Genomic DNA, 16,633 nt, shown 5'->3' on the forward strand with positions numbered 1-16,633 from the left:
GGCGTCATGAAAGTCGCATTCGCCACCCAAGACCTCGAAAGGGTCGACGCCCATTTCGGCTGGGCCAAGAACATCGCGATCTACGATCTCTCGCCCGACTCCTACACTTTCGTCGAGGCCGTCGCTTTTTCCGGCGACCTTCAGGAAGACGGCAACGAGGATAAGCTGCAGCCGAAGCTCGAAGCGATCAAGGATTGCGCGATCCTCTATGTGGCCGCGATCGGCGGCTCGGGCGCCGCGCGCGTCGTTGCATCGAACATTCACCCGATGAAGGTCAAAGAGCCCGAAAAGATCACCGATCTGATCGAGAAGCTCCAGGTCGTGCTGCGCGGAAATCCGCCCCCATGGCTGCGTAAGGTTTTGTCGAAGAGCGGCGACCGCAACTTCGATTTCGAGGAGGAGACCGAAAATGTCTGAAGCCGCCGCTGTAGAAGCCGCATCGAAGCCCGAGGACAGCATCTTCCTCAAGGAGCTGATCAAGGTCTGGCGCGCGCAGGACACGCATGGAACCTGGGAGAAGAAGACCGATCTCAGCCTCCTCGATCCCTATATCGTCACCAAGGAGCAGCGCAAGGAAATCCCGATCATCGGCGATCCGGACCCTGAGATGCTCTGGCGTCTCGAGCTGTTTTACAACGCTGTCGGCCTCGCCATCGAGCGCCGCACAGGCTGCATGGTGCAGCCGATGATGAAAATGAGCCATGAGGGCTTCGGCCGCATGATCCTGACCACCGGCCGTCTCATCGTGGTGAACAAGCAGTTGCGCGACGTGCATCGTTTCGGCTTCGAGTCGTTCGAGAAGCTTGCGTCGGAAGGCGAGAAGTTCGTCGACGCCGGCGTCGAGATGATCGAGAAATTCCCCGAAGTAGCCAAGTTCTGATCGGAGGCGCGGAGAATGAGCAGCGTCGATGAATTGAAGGCGGAGATCAAAAAGCTCTCGGCCAAAGCGATGAATATGAAGATGAACCTGCACGACCTCTCGGAGGAGCTGCCGGTCAATTGGACGACCATCATGTCGATTGCGCAGGAGACTCATGACGCCTATGCGGCGTTGGAGGCGGCGCGCAAAAAACTCAAGGAACTCGAGGCTGCCTAAATGAGCGAGTTCAAGACGCGAGACGGCTCGCCTTATACGCCGCTCTATCTCACCGACATCAACGCCGAGACCTGCATCGGCTGCGGACGTTGCTTCAAGGTCTGCCCGCAAAGCGTGATGGCGCTTTACGGCGTCAATGACGAGGGCGAAATCCTCGGCATTGTCACCGAGGACGACGACGATGATTTCGACGGCGATCTCAACCGCAAGATCATGAAGGTGGAGCACGCCGGCGCCTGCATCGGCTGCAACGCCTGCTCGAGGGTCTGTCCGAAAAACTGCCAGACCCATTTGCCCGCGGAAGAGATCGCGGCCTGACCGATGAATATGCTCGCGCCCCCCCATCGACAAATGGCGGGCGCGCGCCCTTTACCGACGGCCGAGCAGATTTACTGCGCCGTCCGCGCAGAAGCCACCAATCTTGCCGCAGCCGATCCTTTTACCGCGCATGTCCTCGGCTGCGCGCTGACCATCGGCCTTTCCGAAGCGTTGGAGCGTGGAGATACGCTCTCTTCCGGCCTCGGGCTCGACCGCGCCAGCCTGGAAGCTTTGACAACGCAATGGGCTCCGGGCGCGCGGCAATTTTTCGACCTTCAAGCCGAACCGGAAAAACTCGATCTCGACGAAGAAGAGACTCAGCTTCACGAGCTGCTCGCCCGTTTCAAGTCGGACACGACGCCGCTCTGCGCCTGGATGATCTCGATCGTCGCGCGTCGCGCCATGTCGCCGCGCCACCTTTGGCAAGATCTCGGCCTGATCGAGCGCGGCGAGCTCACCAAGCTGATGGCGCAGTGGTTTCCAGCGCTTGCGGCGGCCAATGTCGACAATATGAAATGGAAGAAATTTTTCTACCGCAAGCTTTGTGAGCTCGAGGGCTTTTCGCTCTGCGCGGCGCCAACCTGCCGCGAATGCGGCGATTTCGACAATTGTTTCGGCGCGGAAGATGGCGCGAGCGTGCTCGCGCGTCTGTCACAGCGCTGATCCTCCCCCGACGCATTCCGCCGAGCGCCTGAAACAGCTTTGTCAGTTCTCTGACAATGTCTGCATTACAGACAAGCAAGATCATAAAGACCCTTTGGATTTCCATAAGATTCAGCGCTGGCACATCGGTTGCTTTTCCCTTGTCAGACAATCTTAACGAGGGAGCTGTCGCGATGATCGAGCTGACGGATAGCGCGGTGACGGCGGTAAGGTCGGCTATTGCCGGCGCCGGCCAGGAAGTTGAAGGCCTGCGTATCATGGTGGAGGCCGGCGGCTGTGCGGGCCTGAAATACTCAATGGGTCTCGTCAATGAAGCGGACCCCAACGACCATATCTTCGAGAATGACGGCGTGAAGGTCTATGTCGAGGAAGGTTCGCTCGTCTATCTCGACGGCACCAAGATCGACTTCGTCATCGGCCTCGAAGGCTCTGGTTTCACCTTCGACAATCCGCAAGCCAAATCGAGCTGCTCCTGCGGCAAGTCGTTCGGCTGAACCCACGACATCTCGACGGTTCAGACGCGACGCGGGAAGCGCCCAGGAGGCTGGCGATGTGGGATTATTCTGACAAGGTCAAGGACTACTTCTTCAATCCGAAGAACGCCGGCGTTCTGGGCGAGGCCAATGCCGTGGGCGAAGTCGGCGCAATCTCTTGCGGCGACGCGCTGAAGCTGATGCTGAAAGTGGACCCGGAAACGGAAACCATTCAGGACGCGAAGTTCCAGACCTTCGGATGTGGTTCCGCCATCGCCTCCTCCTCTGCGCTTACCGAGCTTATCATCGGCAAGACTCTGGAAGAGGCCGTCTCCATCACCAACCAGGACATAGCGGATTTTTTGGGCGGCCTGCCGCCGGAAAAGATGCATTGCTCGGTGATGGGCTATGAGGCGCTGCAGGCGGCGATCGCCAATTTCCGCGGCGAGGAATGGCACGACGACCATGAGGAAGGCGCCCTCGTCTGCAAATGCTTCGGCGTCGACGAAGGCGTCATCGAACGCGCGATCCGCATGAACAAGCTGACCTCGATCGAGCAGGTCACGGATTACACCAAGGCCGGCGGCGGCTGCCTCACCTGCTTCGACAAGCTCGAAGAGCTTCTCGCCAAGGTGAATGGCGAACTCGTCGCGGAGGGGCTTCTTGCCGAACATGCGGCCTATCGCATCGGCGGCTCCGACGCCGCCGAACTGAAGGCAAAAGCGAAGGCGAAAAAGGAAGCAGAAAAGGCCCCCGTGCGGGAAGTTGCCGCTCAAGCGACGTCTCCGATCGCGCCCTCGTCTCCCCTGCCGCCGCCTTCCGCCGGCATGACCAACCTCAAGAAGATCCGGCTGATCGAAGAGGCGATCGAGGAGCTTCGGCCGTATCTCAAAAAGGACGGCGGCGACTGCGAGCTGGTCGACGTCGACGGCAATAATGTGATGGTCAATCTCAAGGGCGCCTGCATGGGCTGCCAGATGGCGAGCGTCACCATCTCCGGCATTCAGGAACGCCTGATCGCCAAGCTCGGCATGCCGATCCGCATCATTCCCGTGAAGAACACTCATTGAGGGGGAAGACCATGCGTCCAGTCTATCTCGACAATAATGCGACGACGCGGGTTGATCCGGTGGTCGTCGACGCCATGCTCCCCTTCTTCACGGAGCAGTTCGGCAATCCGTCGTCGATCCACTCTTTCGGCGCGAGCGTCGGCGTATCTGTGAAGAAGGCGCGCCAGCAATTGCAGCAATTGCTCGGCGCCGAGCATGATCACGAGATCATCTATACGGCGAGCGGCACGGAAGCCGACAATACCGCCATTCTCTCGGCGCTGGAGGCCATGCCCGGGCGTGACGAGATCGTCACCAGCGCGGTGGAGCATCCCGCCGTTCTCGCGCTTTGCCAGCATCTGGAGAAGACCGGCCGCGCCAAGGTTCATTACATCGGCGTCGACTCGCTCGGACGGCTCGACATCGAAGCCTATCGCAACGCGCTCTCCGACAAGGTCGCTCTCGTCACGCTGATGTGGGCGAATAATGAGACCGGCACGCTGTTCCCGGTCGAGGGGCTTGCGGAGCTCGCCAAGGAGCATGGCGCGTTGTTTCATACCGACGCTGTGCAGGCCGTCGGCAAAGTGCCGATCGTCCTCAAAGGCAGCGCGATCGACATGCTGTCGCTTTCCGGCCACAAGCTGCATGCGCCCAAGGGCATTGGCGCGCTCTATGTCAAACGGGGCACGCGCTTCAAGCCGCTGCTGCGCGGCGGCCATCAGGAGCGCGGACGCCGCGCCGGCACCGAGAATGCGCCAGGCATCATCGGCCTCGGCAAGGCGGCGGAGCTTGCCATTGAACATATGGTCGACGAGCAGACGCGCGTGAAGGAGCTGCGCGACCGTCTCGAAAAGGCGATCCTGCAGCGCATTCCCAACTGCTTCGTCAATGGCGATCCGCGCGAGCGCCTGCCCAACACGAGCAACATCGCCTTCGAATATGTCGAAGGCGAAGCGATCCTGCTGCATCTGACGCGCCAGGGCATCGCCGCTTCGTCCGGTTCGGCCTGCACCTCGGGATCGCTCGAGCCCTCGCATGTGATGAAGGCGATGAATGTGCCCTTCACGGCGGCGCATGGCTCCATCCGCTTCTCGCTCTCGCGCGACAATGTGCCGGAGGATGTCGATCAGGTGATCGAGGCGCTGCCGAAGATCCTCGAAAAGCTGCGCGAGCTCTCACCCTTCTGGGACGGCGCGAACAAGGACCCCAAAGATTTCAAACCCGTCTATGCGTGAGTTGAAGCCGTGAACGTCGACCACCCCCGCATTTTTATCAATGACACGACGCTCCGCGACGGCGAGCAGGCCCCGCGGGTCGCCTTCACGGCGCGCGACAAGGTTGCGATCGCAAAAGCGCTCGCGGCCGCGGGGGTGGATGAAATCGAAGCCGGCACGCCGGCCATGGGACGCGACGAAATCGACGCCATTAGCCGCGTCGTGGCCGAAGGTCTTCCCTGCCGCGTGATGGCCTGGTGCCGGCTGAATAAGAATGACGTCGATGCGGCTCTGTCGGCCGGCGTCTCCCATGTGAACATCTCCGCGCCCATGTCGCGGCTGCAGATCAGCGTCAAGCTCGGCGTCGACGTCCCGGCTGTGGCCGAACGCGTGCGCTCGGTCGTTTCCTACGCACGCGAACGCGGTCTCACAGTGGCGCTCGGCGGCGAGGACTCGTCCCGCGCCGATCCGCGCGACGTCGGCGTCATTCTCCGCGCCGCGCAGCAAGCCGGCGCCTGGCGCTATCGCTTCGCCGATACGCTTGGCCTGCTCGATCCGTTCTCCGCCTTCGAGGCGATTTCCAATGTGCGCGCGGAGACGGATCTGCCGATCGAGTTCCACGGCCATGACGACGTCGGCCTTGCGACCGCCAATACGCTCGCGGCCACCCGCGCCGGCGCCACACATGCTTCCGTCACCGTGCTCGGTCTGGGCGAACGCGCCGGCAACGCCGCTCTCGAAGAGATCGCCGTCGCGCTCGGCCATGTCGCTCGGGGCCAGACCAATATCAGCGCCGACCAGCTCCCTGGGCTGTCGAAGCTCGTCGCTCGCGCTGCCCGCCGGCGCATTGGCCGCTCGAAGGCGATCGTCGGCGCCGACGTCTTTACCCATGAGTCGGGCATTCATGTCGCCGCGCTCTTGAAAGACGCGCGCACCTATCAGGGGATCGACCCTGCGCTGCTCGGCCGGCGCAACACTGTCGTGCTGGCCAAGCACTCGGGCGTCGCGGCGCTGAAAAGCAAGGGCGCGGAACTGGGTTTCGACATCGACCGCGATCTGGCGAATGCGCTTCTCGCGCAAATCCGCCAGCGCGCGAACGAGAAGGCGGCGCCAATGACGAAGCGTGAGTTGAAGAACCTCTTCAAAAGCGCATGCGGAGGCGCGCCATGAGTCTCGCCGCCTCAGCTCCGCTGACAACCGCCACAACACCGACCCTTTTCGTCAAATTGCGCGGCGACGTCTCCTGCGTTCTGAGCCGCGATCCCGCGGCGCGCAACTCGCTCGAAGTCGCCCTTCTCTATCCGGGCGTTCATGCGATCCTGTTTTATCGCATCGCCAACAGCCTTTGGCGCCGGGGCGTCAAATTCCCGGCGCGCTTCCTCTCCTGGTTCGCGCGGCTGATCACCAATATCGACATCCATCCCGGCGCGACGATCGGCGAGCGTCTCTTCATCGATCACGGCGCCGGCGTCGTGATCGGAGAGACGGCGGTCATCGGCGACGATGTGACGCTCTATCACGGCGTCACGCTGGGCGGCACGTCATGGGCGCCGGGCAAGCGTCATCCGACGATCGAAAGCGGCGTGCTCGTCGGCGCCGGCGCGAAAATACTCGGGCCGATCACCGTCGGCGCGCGCTCCCGCATCGGGGCCAATTCAGTGGTGATCGAGGACATTCCGCCCGAAATGACGGTCGTCGGCATTCCCGGTCGCATCGTGAAAGTGGAACGGCGCCGCTCCGGCCCGGACGGCCGCATCGATCTCGAACATCATCTCATTCCCGATCCGGTCGGCGACGCCATTTCGGTGCTGATCGACCGGCTCGACTTCCTCGAAACGCGCCTAGCGCATCTGCAGGCGCGCAAGAATGAAACCCTTTCGAAGACCAGTGAAAAGGAGACGACGCCATGAGCGTGTTCGACGAATTGCGGAAGCTTCACTCCGCCGAAGACTTCTTCGAAGCGCTCGGCGTCGACTACGACCCGGCCGTGGTGCGCGTCGCGCGCCTCCATATTCTGCGCCGCATGGCGGAATATCTCTCCAAGAACGACTTCGACGGCGTCCCCGACGAAGAAACGCGGGCCGCCTGCAAAGAGACGCTCACCAAAGCCTATGAGGATTTCGCGGCCTCTTCGCCCATCGCCGAGCGCGTCTTCAAGGTCCACAAGGACGCCGTGAAGCCGAAGGAAGAGCCGGCGAAGCCCTTCGTTCCCTTGACCACGCTGACCGTCGCCCGCAGCTGAGCCAGGAAAAGACAAATGAAAATCCTCGTCTGCATCAAGCAGGTTCCGGATAGCGCGCAGATCCGCGTTCATCCCGTGACCAATACGATCATGCGGCAGGGCGTGCCGACGATCATCAATCCTTACGATCTCTTCTCGCTGGAAGAGGCGCTGCGCCTGCGCGACAAATTTGGCGGCGAAGTCACTGTGCTGACCATGGGCCCGCCCATGGCCTCCGAGTCGCTGCGCAAGGCTTTGGCGATCGGCGCCGACCGCGCCGTGCTGCTCACCGACCGCTTTTTTGCGGGCTCCGACACGCTGGCCACCACCTATGCGCTCGCGCAGGCGATCCGCAAGATCGAGCAGACCTTCGGCAAGCAGGACATCGTCTTCACCGGCAAGCAGACGATCGACGGCGATACGGCGCAGGTCGGCCCCGGCATCGCCAAACGCCTGAACCTGTTGCAGCTCACTTATATCTCGAAGCTCGTCGACTGCGATCCCGAGAAGGGCGAAGTCGTCGTCGAGCGCCGCGCCGAGGGCGGCGTGCAGGTTCTCAAGACCGCCATGCCCTGCCTCATCACCATGATCGAGGGCTCCAATGAAGTGCGCCGCGGCGCCTTCAACGACGCCCTGCGCGCCGCCCGCGCCGAGATCGTCACCTGGAGCGCCAAGGACGCGGAGATCGAGGATCTCACCAAATGCGGTCTCAAGGGCTCGCCGACCATCGTGAAGAAGGTCTTCGCGCCGGCGCCGCGCTCCGAGAAGGCCGCCTTTGTAGAGCCCGGCAAGACGGCGGGCGATTCCGCCGAGGCGCTGATCGCCTCCATCTTCGGACGCCATCCGGCGCTCGAAGCCGACATGACCAAACTCGCTTCCGGACTCTAGAGCGCGTGGCGAAAAAGTGGAAACCGGTTTTTTGCGCGAAGCGCGCTCGAAAATTCGAAACAGGAGCTGACGATGTCCCCCACGCCGCCGCCCGCCACTCGCGCTAGCGCAAAAAAAGAGCTGCCGGAGCATTTCCGCGGTTACAAGCATGTTTGGGTCTGCGTTGAACAGGAGCGCGGTGACGTTCACCCCGTCTCCTGGGAGCTTCTCGGCGAAGGCCGCAAGCTTGCCGACAAGCTCGGCGTCGAGCTCGGCGCCGTCGTGCTCGGCGGCCCCGGAGAAGGCACCAAGGAAGCGGCGGCCGAGGCCTTCCGCTACGGCGCGGATGTCGCCTATCTCGTCGAGCATCCGGTGCTGACGGATTATCGCAACGAGTCTTACGCCAAGGCGGTGACTCAGCTCGTCAACGCCTATAAGCCGGAAATCCTTTTGCTGGGCGCGACGAATCTGGGCCGCGACCTTGCGGGCTCCGTGGCGACGACGCTGCTCACGGGCCTCACCGCCGACTGCACCGAGCTTGCGGTGGACGCCGACGGCTCGCTCGCCGCGACGCGCCCGACCTTCGGCGGCTCGCTGCTCTGCACGATCTACACGCTGAATTATCGCCCGCAGATGGCGACCGTGCGTCCGCGCGTGATGCCGATGCCGGAGCGCGTCGCCGATCGCGTCGGCCGCATCGTGCCCTTCACGCCCGATCTCGACGAAGACTCGATCATCACCAAGCTGCTGCGCTTCATTCCCGACCGCGACTCCAACAAGAGCAATCTCGCTTTTGCCGATGTCGTCGTCGCTGGCGGCATGGGCCTGCAGAGCGCCGAGAACTTCCAGCTCGTGAAGAACCTCGCTTCCGTGCTCGGCGCCGAATATGGCTGCTCGCGTCCGGTCGTGCAGAAAGGCTGGCTCCCCGCCGAGCGCCAGATCGGTCAGACCGGCAAGACGATCCGGCCGAAGCTCTATATCGCCGCCGGCATCTCTGGCGCGATTCAACATCGCGTCGGCGTCGAAGGCGCGGATTGCATCGTTGCGATCAACACCGACAAGAATGCGCCGATCTTCGATTTCGCGCATATCGGCATCGCCACGGACGCCATCCGCCTGCTGCCGGCGCTCACCGAAGCTTTCCGCGCGAGACTATCGCCCCATCAGCGTGATCGGCTCGCCGGCTAATGAACACTTCGAAATTGTCCGGCCTGGCGCCGGTTGCATGTGAATGGAGACTGCCATGATCGAAGAAAGATTCGACGCGATCGTGATCGGCGCCGGAATGGCCGGCAACGCCGCGGCGCACACCATGGCGTCCCGCGGCCTCAAAGTGCTGCAGCTCGAGCGGGGCGAGTATCCGGGCTCGAAGAATGTTCAGGGCGCGATCCTCTATGCAGATATGGTCGAGAAGATCATCCCGAACTTCCGCGAGGAGGCGCCGCTCGAGCGCCATCTCGTCGAACAGCGTTTCTGGATGATGGGCGATCGCTCCCATACCGCCATCCAATATCGCAACGACGACTTCAACGAAGACAAGCCGAACCGCTACACGATTGTTCGTTCGCAGTTCGACCGCTGGTTCTCGAAAGAAGTGCAGGCGCAGGGCGCGATCGTCATCTGCGAAACGACGGTGATGGAGCTGGTGAGCGACGCTTACGGCAAGGTCATCGGCGTGCGCACCGACCGTCGCGGCGGCACCATCTTCGCCGATGTCGTCGTGCTGTGCGAAGGCGTCAACGGCCTGCTCGGCACGCGCGCCGGCCTGCGCCCGTCGCCAAAGCCCGAGCATGTCGCGCTGGCTGTGAAGGAAATGCACTTCCTGCCGCGCGAAACGATCGAAGCGCGCTTTAATCTCCATGGCGACGAAGGCGTCGTCGTCGAGGCGGCCGGCGTCATCTCCAAAGGCATGACGGGCATGGGCTTCGTCTATACCAACAAGGAGAGCATTTCGGTCGGCATGGGTTGTCTGGTTTCGGACTTTGCTGAAAATAAAGATACGCCCTACGGCCTGTTGGAGGCGTTCAAAAACCATCCCTCGATCAAACCGCTGCTCGAAGGCTCGGAAGTGAAGGAATATGCCGCCCATCTCATCCCCGAGGGCGGATACAACACAATTCCGGAGCTTTTCGGCGATGGTTGGGTGGTTTGCGGCGATGCGGCGCAACTCAACAACGCCATTCACCGCGAAGGCTCCAATCTCGCGCTGACCTCGGGGCGCCTCGCGGGCGAAGCGATCTTCCAGATCAAATCCCGCAAGGACGCGATGACGAAGCAAAATCTGGCGCTTTACAAAAAGCTCCTCGACGACAGCTTCGTCATGAAGGACCTCAAGAAATACAAGGATATGCCGGCGCTTCTGCACGCCAATTCGCAAAATTACTTCCTGGCCTATCCGCAGCTCGTCTCGAAGGCCATGGAAAACTTCCTGCGCGTCGACGGCACGCCGAAGTTGGACAAGGAGAAGGCCACCATCGGCGCCTTTATAAAGGAACGCAAATGGTCGGGTCTCTTTGGCGACGCATGGAAGCTTGCGCGCGCCTGGCGTTGACGCATCGAGTTGGCGTTGTTCTTGCGTAGTCGAGGAAAGAACATTCCGAGAGGAGAGATCCCATGTCCCTCGCCGCCCGAGTTGAGGAAAAACTCTACCAAAATCGCTATCTCGTGGACGCAGGCAAGCCGCATATCGCCATCCGTCCGCACGAAAAACCCTCTGAAAATCTCCTGGCGATGACTCACATCTGCCCCGCGGGCTGCTATTCTGAAACCAGTTCGGGACAGGTCGAAATCACGCCGGACGGCTGTCTCGAATGCGGCACCTGTCGGGTGTTGTGCGAAGCGTCCGGCGACATCACCTGGAACTACCCGCGCGGCGGTTTCGGCGTGCTGTTCAAGTTCGGATAGGAAACGCCATGCCCAATGTCACTTTCCAGTCGCCCTTGTTGCATAAGAATGTCACGGTTTATGCGATCGCGGGCGATACGTCGACGATCCTCTCCGTCGCCGATGCGAACAAGATTGCGATCCCGCATGATTGTCGCGACGGCGAATGCGGCTCCTGCTTGATCGAGGTCGTCACGCTGTCGGGAAAGACCATGGGCTCGCTTCTGACCGAGAAGGAAAAGGCCCAGCTCAAATCGCTCGGCAAAATCACCGCCGAGGAAATCCGCTTGGCCGAAGTGGAAGATGTGGCGCCAAAATATCGCCTTGCGTGTCAGTATATTGTCCGTGACCAAGATATTCTGGTGAAGTTCAGCGGCGAGCCGGGCGGCGCCTGACGCTCGAAGCGCTGAGAAGCTTCACGAGCCGGCGGTCACGCGACCGCCGGTTTTTTGTTGGTGAACGCGCGTTGGGCGAAAGCATATAAACGGAGCCCGCCCCGTCATTGCGAGAAGCGTAGCGGCGAAGCAATCCCGAGCAGCGATGACGCCCTGAATTGCTTCGCTGCGCTCGCAATGACGGAGTTGTTTTTATCGGTTCCGCTTAGATGGGGTCGGCGTCATTCCCGACGCTCGCGTAGCGAGCGATCGGGAGTCCAGAGCAACCCGCACTTTTGTGGCTCTGGATTCGACGCGAGCTGTTCAGAAGGAAATGGTATTATACGCCCCGCGCAAACTCCCGCAGCTTCAAACCAGCTTGTCGCCGACCAGAAACTCCATCGCGCGATCGAGCCTGATATGCGGAAGCGGCAAAGGCTCTCGGTCCTTTGCAAACTTCGCAACGGGCGGGCGAAATTTGAGGAAGCGAAACTCGGCTTCCTCCTCGTCGAGCGCCAAAGCATCTCCGCGAAACACCGCTTTCGGATCGTCAGGTAATTCGCCGGGAAAGATTGCGCCTTCCGCGACGCCATCGAAAACATCGTCGCCGATGCGCTCGCCCTCGATCGGCGTTCCGACGATGGCCGACAGCTTCTCGCCCTCATGGCGCACGACGGCTTCGCGCGTCGCCCGCACGGCGGCCATGGCGATCACGTCGATCTCCGCGCCGACGCCTTCGGCGCGGGCAATGGCGCGGCCCGTCAGATGGCGCAGGATCGCCTCCAGCCGGTCGTGGCTCGTATGGTGCAGATGGTCGGCCTTTGTCGCCGCAAACAGGATGCGGTCGATCTTCGGCCGGAAGATCGTGGAGAGCAGATTGGAGCGGCCGGTGCGGAAAGCGTTCAGCACGTCGGTGAGCGCGTTTTCGAGATCGCGCACCGCCGCCGGGCCGGAGTTCAGCGCCGCCAGCGCGTCGACCAAGACGATCTGCCGATCGAGGCGGGCGAAATGGTCGCGAAAGAACGGCTTCACAACATGGGTCTTATAGGCTTCGTAGCGGCGCTCCATCTCCCGCCCGAGGCTGCGATACGGCAGCTCCTCCCCCTCCTCCACCGGCAGCGGCGCGAAGGTCAGCGCGGGCGAACCTTCGAGATCGCCGGGCATCAGAAAGCGCCCGGGCGGCAGGGTCGAGAGCGCGAAGCGCTCGGTCTTGGCGAGACGCAGATATTCGGTAAAGAGCCGCGCCAGCTTCTGGGCGGACTGCTCCGCGTAGCGCCCCTTGGGATCGACGCCGACGGTTGCGCCGCGCCATTCGGCGGCGATCGGGGCGCGCGCGGCCGCGCTCGCCGCCTCCAGCGTCTCATGCGACCATTGCGCATAGGATTTGCCGAGCAAGGGCAGATCGAGCAACCATTCTCCCGGATAATCGACAATGTCGATGTCGAGGCGCGCCGTCTCCTGACCGATATGGCGCAGCGACCAGGCGTTGGATTTGAATTCGATGGCGACGCGCAGCTCGGAGATGCGGCGCGTCGATTGCGGCCAATGACGCTCCTCGCCGCTCGTCAGCGCCTCGAGATGCTCCTCATAGGCGAAGCGCGGCACGTTGAAGTCCGGCTGCGGATCGAGATGGGCGGAAACGATGCGACCTTCCGCCAGCGCGCGAAAAACCGGCAGATGCGCCTTGCGCCCGGCCGCCAGCGCACGGGTGAGATGATGCACGAGAGATGTGATGAAAACCGTCTTGCCTGAGCGTGACAGGCCGGTGACCCCGAGCCGCAGACGGGCGCCCGAGACGAAATCGGCGAGGCTCTCGGCGGCGACCCGGGTCTCGAACCAAAGATCGGACATTTGCGAGGAAGGCACGGCGGCTCCGGGAAGAGACGAGACGGAACCTCATCTAATCCAAGAGCCGCCAATTTGGGAGAGCGGACCGCGAGCCTTTAGGCTCGCATAGTCAAGAGCGAGCCTGAAGGCTCGCGGTCCATGAACTCCTACCGCTTCGACATCGGCACATAGTCGCGCCGCTTTTCGCCCGTGTAGAGCTGGCGCGGCCGGCCGATCTTGGAGCCGGAATCCTCGATCATCTCCTTCCACTGGGCGATCCAGCCGACCGTGCGCGCCACGGCGAAGAGCACGGTGAACATGGCGACGGGGAAGTTCATCGCCTTCAGCGTGATGCCCGAATAGAAGTCGATGTTCGGATAGAGCTTCTTCTCGATGAAATAGTCGTCGGAGAGCGCGATGCGTTCGAGCTCCAGCGCGACGTCGAGGAGCACGTCTTTCACGCCCAGCTCGTTCAACACTTCGCGCGTCGTGCGCTGCATGATCTTTGCGCGCGGATCGTAGTTCTTATAGACGCGGTGGCCGAAGCCCATCAGGCGGAAGGGATCGTTCTTGTCCTTGGCGCGGGCGATGAACTGCGGAATGCGATCAGGCGTGCCGATCTCCGAGAGCATCTTCAGCACGGCCTCATTGGCGCCGCCATGCGCCGGGCCCCACAGCGAGGCGATGCCCGCCGCGATGCAGGCGAAGGGATTGGCACCCGAGGAGCCGGAGAGACGCACGGTCGAGGTCGAGGCGTTCTGCTCGTGGTCGGCGTGCAGGATGAAGATGCGGTCGAGCGCGCGGGAGAGAACCGGATTGACCTTATATTCCTCGCACGGCACGGCGAAGCACATGCGCAGGAAGTTCGAAGTATAGTCGAGGTCGTTCTTGGGATAAACGAAGGGCTGGCCGATCGAATATTTATAGGCCATCGCCGCCAGCGTGGGGATCTTGGCGATCATGCGCGTCGAGGCGACCATGCGCTCGACCGGGTCGGCGATATTGGTCGAGTCGTGATAGAAGGCCGAGAGCGCGCCGACCGAGGCCACCATCACCGCCATCGGATGCGCGTCGCGGCGGAAGCCCTGGAAGAAGCGCGCCATCTGCTCATGCACCATGGTGTGGCGCGTGATGCGATAGTCGAAATCGGCCTTTTGCGCGCCCGTCGGCAATTCGCCATAGAGCAGCAGATAGCAAGTCTCGAGAAAGTCGCCGTGCTCGGCAAGCTGCTCGATCGGATAGCCGCGATAGAGCAGCACGCCCTCGTCGCCGTCGATGAAGGTAATCTTCGACTCGCAAGAGGCGGTGGAGGTGAAGCCGGGATCAAAGGTGAACATCTCGGTCTCGGCGTAGAGACTACGGATGTCCATAACGGACGGTCCCATCGTGCCTTCCATGACGGGAAGGTCGATGGTTTTGCCGCCCACTGAGAAAGAAGCCTTGTTGTCGGCCATTGCGCACCCTCGTTAGTCGGCCCGGACGCGCGGCGGCGCCGTGCCCCAGCCGCCGCGACACTCTCTTATAAATACGTCGCGATGCCGGCAGGCCTTTGGTTTTTTGCACATCTAGGGCGGGGACGACCTCTTGTGCAGCGCAAAAAGGTTACCGCTACCGCGAAGACTGTCAAGCTTTGAAGCTGACGAGGGCCTATGCGCGGACAGGTGCACAGGCCGATCAAGCAAGCAACAGCCTAGCGTCGTTAGCCACAATACCTCCCCTTTACGGGGAGGTCGGCGGCCGAAGGCCGCCGGGTGGGGTTCACGCCGCCACGACATGGTTGGGCCTTACCCCACCCGACCCCGCTTACGCGGGGCCACCCTCCCCGTAAAGGGGAGGGATGGGCTCACGCCCGGCTCAGCGCCTTCTCACGCGTTTTGGTCGGCGATGCGCGCGAGGCTCTCGTCGCGCCCGAGAATTTCGAGCACGTCGAATATGCCGGGCGAGGTCGCGCGGCCGGTGAGCGCGGCGCGCAAGGGCTGCGCGAGGTCTCCGAGCTTCACGCCGAGCTCGACCGAAAGATCGCGCACGACGCCTTCCGTCGCTGCGGCGCTCCATTCGGTCAGCGCCGCAAGCTTTGGTCCGAGCGCGGCGAGGCGCGCCTTCGCCTCCGGCGAGAGGAGCTTTTGCGCCTTCTCGTCCATCGGCAGCGGACGCTGGACGAAAAGGAAGCCGGCGCCGTCGACAAGCTCGTTGAGCGTCTTGGCGCGCGCCTTCAGGCCGGGGAGCGCCGCGCGCAACTGGGCGCGCTTATGATCGTCGAGGGCCGCCAGCACCGCCTCGCCGCCCTGGAGATAAGGCAGGGTGTCGACCAAAATCTGGAACAGCTCGTCGTCGGGCGTATCGCGCAGATAATGCCCGTTCATATTTTCGAGTTTCACGAAATCGAAGCGCGCCGGCGAGCGATGCACCTGGGAGAGATCGAACGCCTCGATCATCTCCTCTTGCGTGAAGAACTCCTTGTCGCCCTGACTCCAGCCCAGGCGCACGAGATAATTGCGCAGCGCCGCCGGCACATAGCCCATGGCGCGATAGGCGTCGACGCCGAGCGCGCCATGGCGCTTGGAGAGCTTGGCGCCGTCCGGCCCGTGAATGAGCGGAATATGGGCGAAAGCCGGCGTTTCCCAGCCCATCGCCTCATAAATGTGTTTCTGCCGCGCGGCGTTGGTGAGATGGTCGTCGCCGCGAATGATTTGCGTCACGCCCATGTCGTGGTCGTCGACGACGACGGCGAGCATATAGGTCGGCGTGCCGTCGGAGCGCAGCAGGATGAAATCGTCGAGGTCCTTGTTGGGGAAGACCACCCTGCCCTGCACAGCGTCCTCGATCACCGTCTCGCCCGCCTCGGGCGCCTTGATGCGCAAGACGAAGGGCGCGCCGGCGGGCGCCTCGGCCGGATCGCGATCCCGCCAGCGGCCGTCGTAGCGCGGCGGGCGCTTTTCGGCGCGCGCCTTCTCGCGCATTTCCTCGAGCTCCTGCGGCGTCGCATAGCAGCGATAGGCCAGGCCTTTCGCCAGCAGCTCATGCGCCACCTCGGCGTGGCGCGGGGCGCGCGAGAACTGGTAGATGGCGTCGCCGTCCCAATCGAGGCCGAGCCATTTCATGCCGTCGAGAATGGCCTCGATCGCCGCCTCGGTGGAGCGCTCGCGGTCGGTGTCCTCGATGCGCAGCAGCATCCGCCCGCCATGGCGCCTCGCGTAGAGCCAATTGAACAAAGCCGTGCGCGCCCCGCCGATATGCAGGAAGCCGGTGGGCGACGGGGCGAAGCGGGTAACGACCTCGGACATGGGGCGGCGATGATCCAGCGGAGCGAGCGCCCGTCATTGCGGGGAGCGAAGCGACGAAGCAATCCAGAGCGGCCATCACGGCCCTGGATTGCTTCGCTCCGCTCGCAATGACGGCCGGTCGCGAATTTCGAGAGCGCCCCTCTAGCACGCGCGTTCCTGCAATGCGAGCCTGAAGGCTCGCGGTCCAAAGCGCCCCGGACCGCGGGCCTTCAGGCCCGCACAGGCTGCTGACAAATTGGCGTCTTTGCTGAGCTGAGATAGTGGGAGAGATCAGACGGAAGATCCTCCCGAATGTTGCCGGCGCCGGCGCGCTTCCATCGCTGCCGAGGAGACCGTAGGAAGGTCGGCGCCGTGGGGGAAAGTC

19 protein-coding genes are annotated in these 16,633 nt (G+C 62.6%); 16 read left to right on the forward strand and 3 right to left on the reverse strand.

Annotated features, from left to right (window positions below; genetic code table 11):
- Positions 1-6: 6 nt before the first annotated feature.
- From nifX to QMG84_RS11850, 16 genes are all read left to right on the forward strand, one after another.
- Positions 7-417 carry a nitrogen fixation protein NifX gene (gene nifX, locus QMG84_RS11775; RefSeq protein ID WP_202073364.1) on the forward strand — a complete coding sequence of 137 codons (411 nt, stop codon included), beginning with the start codon at positions 7-9 and terminating at the stop codon, positions 415-417.
- Positions 410-880: a NifX-associated nitrogen fixation protein gene (locus QMG84_RS11780; protein ID WP_202073365.1), complete on the forward strand. Its 471-nt coding sequence runs from the start codon at positions 410-412 to the stop codon at positions 878-880. Before nifX ends, QMG84_RS11780 begins: the two co-directional genes overlap by 8 nt.
- A gap of 15 nt (positions 881-895) precedes the next feature.
- Positions 896-1,096: a CCE_0567 family metalloprotein gene (locus tag QMG84_RS11785; RefSeq protein ID WP_202073366.1), complete on the forward strand. Its 201-nt coding sequence runs from the start codon at positions 896-898 to the stop codon at positions 1,094-1,096.
- Positions 1,097-1,414, forward strand: a complete 318-nt coding sequence (fdxB, locus tag QMG84_RS11790) for a ferredoxin III, nif-specific (RefSeq protein ID WP_202073367.1) — start codon at positions 1,097-1,099, stop codon at positions 1,412-1,414. It abuts the gene before it with no gap.
- Positions 1,415-1,417: 3 nt separating this feature from the next.
- Positions 1,418-2,077, forward strand: a complete 660-nt coding sequence (locus QMG84_RS11795; protein ID WP_281928072.1) for a nitrogen fixation protein NifQ — start codon at positions 1,418-1,420, stop codon at positions 2,075-2,077.
- Positions 2,078-2,250: 173 nt separating this feature from the next.
- Complete coding sequence (locus QMG84_RS11800; RefSeq protein WP_202073369.1) at positions 2,251-2,571, forward strand: HesB/IscA family protein; 321 nt, start codon at positions 2,251-2,253, stop codon at positions 2,569-2,571.
- 56 nt (positions 2,572-2,627) lie between these two features.
- Positions 2,628-3,620 carry a Fe-S cluster assembly protein NifU gene (gene nifU, locus QMG84_RS11805; RefSeq protein WP_281928073.1) on the forward strand — a complete coding sequence of 331 codons (993 nt, stop codon included), beginning with the start codon at positions 2,628-2,630 and terminating at the stop codon, positions 3,618-3,620.
- A gap of 11 nt (positions 3,621-3,631) precedes the next feature.
- On the forward strand, positions 3,632-4,834 hold the full coding sequence (nifS, locus tag QMG84_RS11810; protein ID WP_281928074.1) for a cysteine desulfurase NifS: 1,203 nt from the start codon (positions 3,632-3,634) through the stop codon (positions 4,832-4,834).
- Positions 4,835-4,843: 9 nt separating this feature from the next.
- Entirely contained in the window at positions 4,844-5,983 is a 1,140-nt protein-coding gene (gene nifV / locus QMG84_RS11815; RefSeq protein ID WP_281928076.1) for a homocitrate synthase, read from the forward strand.
- Positions 5,980-6,723, forward strand: a complete 744-nt coding sequence (cysE, locus tag QMG84_RS11820; protein ID WP_281928078.1) for a serine O-acetyltransferase — start codon at positions 5,980-5,982, stop codon at positions 6,721-6,723. Before nifV ends, cysE begins: the two co-directional genes overlap by 4 nt.
- Positions 6,720-7,055, forward strand: a complete 336-nt coding sequence (gene nifW, locus QMG84_RS11825; protein WP_202073374.1) for a nitrogenase stabilizing/protective protein NifW — start codon at positions 6,720-6,722, stop codon at positions 7,053-7,055. Before cysE ends, nifW begins: the two co-directional genes overlap by 4 nt.
- Before the next feature lie 15 nt (positions 7,056-7,070).
- Entirely contained in the window at positions 7,071-7,922 is an 852-nt protein-coding gene (locus QMG84_RS11830; protein WP_202073375.1) for an electron transfer flavoprotein subunit beta/FixA family protein, read from the forward strand.
- 72 nt (positions 7,923-7,994) lie between these two features.
- On the forward strand, positions 7,995-9,089 hold the full coding sequence (locus QMG84_RS11835) for an electron transfer flavoprotein subunit alpha/FixB family protein (RefSeq protein ID WP_281928080.1): 1,095 nt from the start codon (positions 7,995-7,997) through the stop codon (positions 9,087-9,089).
- Between the two features lie 55 nt (positions 9,090-9,144).
- Positions 9,145-10,452: an FAD-dependent oxidoreductase gene (locus tag QMG84_RS11840; RefSeq protein WP_202073377.1), complete on the forward strand. Its 1,308-nt coding sequence runs from the start codon at positions 9,145-9,147 to the stop codon at positions 10,450-10,452.
- A 62-nt stretch (positions 10,453-10,514) separates the two neighbouring features.
- The gene (locus QMG84_RS11845; protein WP_165049071.1) at positions 10,515-10,805 is read left to right on the forward strand and encodes a ferredoxin family protein; all 291 of its coding nucleotides are present in this window, start codon (positions 10,515-10,517) and stop codon (positions 10,803-10,805) included.
- Between the two features lie 8 nt (positions 10,806-10,813).
- Positions 10,814-11,179 carry a 2Fe-2S iron-sulfur cluster-binding protein gene (locus QMG84_RS11850; protein WP_281928084.1) on the forward strand — a complete coding sequence of 122 codons (366 nt, stop codon included), beginning with the start codon at positions 10,814-10,816 and terminating at the stop codon, positions 11,177-11,179.
- Between the two features lie 348 nt (positions 11,180-11,527).
- Here QMG84_RS11850 and QMG84_RS11855 read toward each other — a convergent pair whose 3' ends face one another.
- The 3 genes from QMG84_RS11855 to gltX all read right to left on the reverse strand — a co-directional run bounded on the left by QMG84_RS11855 (position 11,528) and on the right by gltX (position 16,269).
- A complete protein-coding gene (locus QMG84_RS11855) occupies positions 11,528-13,009 on the reverse strand; it encodes a YcjX family GTP-binding protein (protein ID WP_281931991.1) in 1,482 nt (493 codons plus the stop codon).
- A gap of 143 nt (positions 13,010-13,152) precedes the next feature.
- A complete protein-coding gene (locus tag QMG84_RS11860) occupies positions 13,153-14,439 on the reverse strand; it encodes a citrate synthase (RefSeq protein WP_281928085.1) in 1,287 nt (428 codons plus the stop codon).
- A 411-nt stretch (positions 14,440-14,850) separates the two neighbouring features.
- Entirely contained in the window at positions 14,851-16,269 is a 1,419-nt protein-coding gene (gltX, locus tag QMG84_RS11865) for a glutamate--tRNA ligase (protein ID WP_281928087.1), read from the reverse strand.
- Positions 16,270-16,633: the final 364 nt, after the last annotated feature.

It is taken from the genome of Methylocystis iwaonis (assembly GCF_027925385.1).
Taxonomy (GTDB): Bacteria; Pseudomonadota; Alphaproteobacteria; order Rhizobiales; family Beijerinckiaceae; genus Methylocystis; species Methylocystis iwaonis.

Bases quoted from the DNA above. Each gene is read 5' to 3' on its own strand.
- nifX (WP_202073364.1), top strand. From the start codon at position 7: ATGAAAGTCGCATTCGCCACCCAAGACCTCGAAAGGGTCGACGCCCAT.
- QMG84_RS11780 (WP_202073365.1), top strand. From the start codon at position 410: ATGTCTGAAGCCGCCGCTGTAGAAGCCGCATCGAAGCCCGAGGACAGC.
- QMG84_RS11785 (WP_202073366.1), top strand. From the start codon at position 896: ATGAGCAGCGTCGATGAATTGAAGGCGGAGATCAAAAAGCTCTCGGCC.
- fdxB (WP_202073367.1), top strand. From the start codon at position 1,097: ATGAGCGAGTTCAAGACGCGAGACGGCTCGCCTTATACGCCGCTCTAT.
- QMG84_RS11795 (WP_281928072.1), top strand. From the start codon at position 1,418: ATGAATATGCTCGCGCCCCCCCATCGACAAATGGCGGGCGCGCGCCCT.
- QMG84_RS11800 (WP_202073369.1), top strand. From the start codon at position 2,251: ATGATCGAGCTGACGGATAGCGCGGTGACGGCGGTAAGGTCGGCTATT.
- nifU (WP_281928073.1), top strand. From the start codon at position 2,628: ATGTGGGATTATTCTGACAAGGTCAAGGACTACTTCTTCAATCCGAAG.
- nifS (WP_281928074.1), top strand. From the start codon at position 3,632: ATGCGTCCAGTCTATCTCGACAATAATGCGACGACGCGGGTTGATCCG.
- cysE (WP_281928078.1), top strand. From the start codon at position 5,980: ATGAGTCTCGCCGCCTCAGCTCCGCTGACAACCGCCACAACACCGACC.
- nifW (WP_202073374.1), top strand. From the start codon at position 6,720: ATGAGCGTGTTCGACGAATTGCGGAAGCTTCACTCCGCCGAAGACTTC.
- QMG84_RS11830 (WP_202073375.1), top strand. From the start codon at position 7,071: ATGAAAATCCTCGTCTGCATCAAGCAGGTTCCGGATAGCGCGCAGATC.
- QMG84_RS11835 (WP_281928080.1), top strand. From the start codon at position 7,995: ATGTCCCCCACGCCGCCGCCCGCCACTCGCGCTAGCGCAAAAAAAGAG.
- QMG84_RS11840 (WP_202073377.1), top strand. From the start codon at position 9,145: ATGATCGAAGAAAGATTCGACGCGATCGTGATCGGCGCCGGAATGGCC.
- QMG84_RS11845 (WP_165049071.1), top strand. From the start codon at position 10,515: ATGTCCCTCGCCGCCCGAGTTGAGGAAAAACTCTACCAAAATCGCTAT.
- QMG84_RS11850 (WP_281928084.1), top strand. From the start codon at position 10,814: ATGCCCAATGTCACTTTCCAGTCGCCCTTGTTGCATAAGAATGTCACG.
- QMG84_RS11855 (WP_281931991.1), bottom strand. From the start codon at position 13,009: ATGTCCGATCTTTGGTTCGAGACCCGGGTCGCCGCCGAGAGCCTCGCC.
- QMG84_RS11860 (WP_281928085.1), bottom strand. From the start codon at position 14,439: ATGGCCGACAACAAGGCTTCTTTCTCAGTGGGCGGCAAAACCATCGAC.
- gltX (WP_281928087.1), bottom strand. From the start codon at position 16,269: ATGTCCGAGGTCGTTACCCGCTTCGCCCCGTCGCCCACCGGCTTCCTG.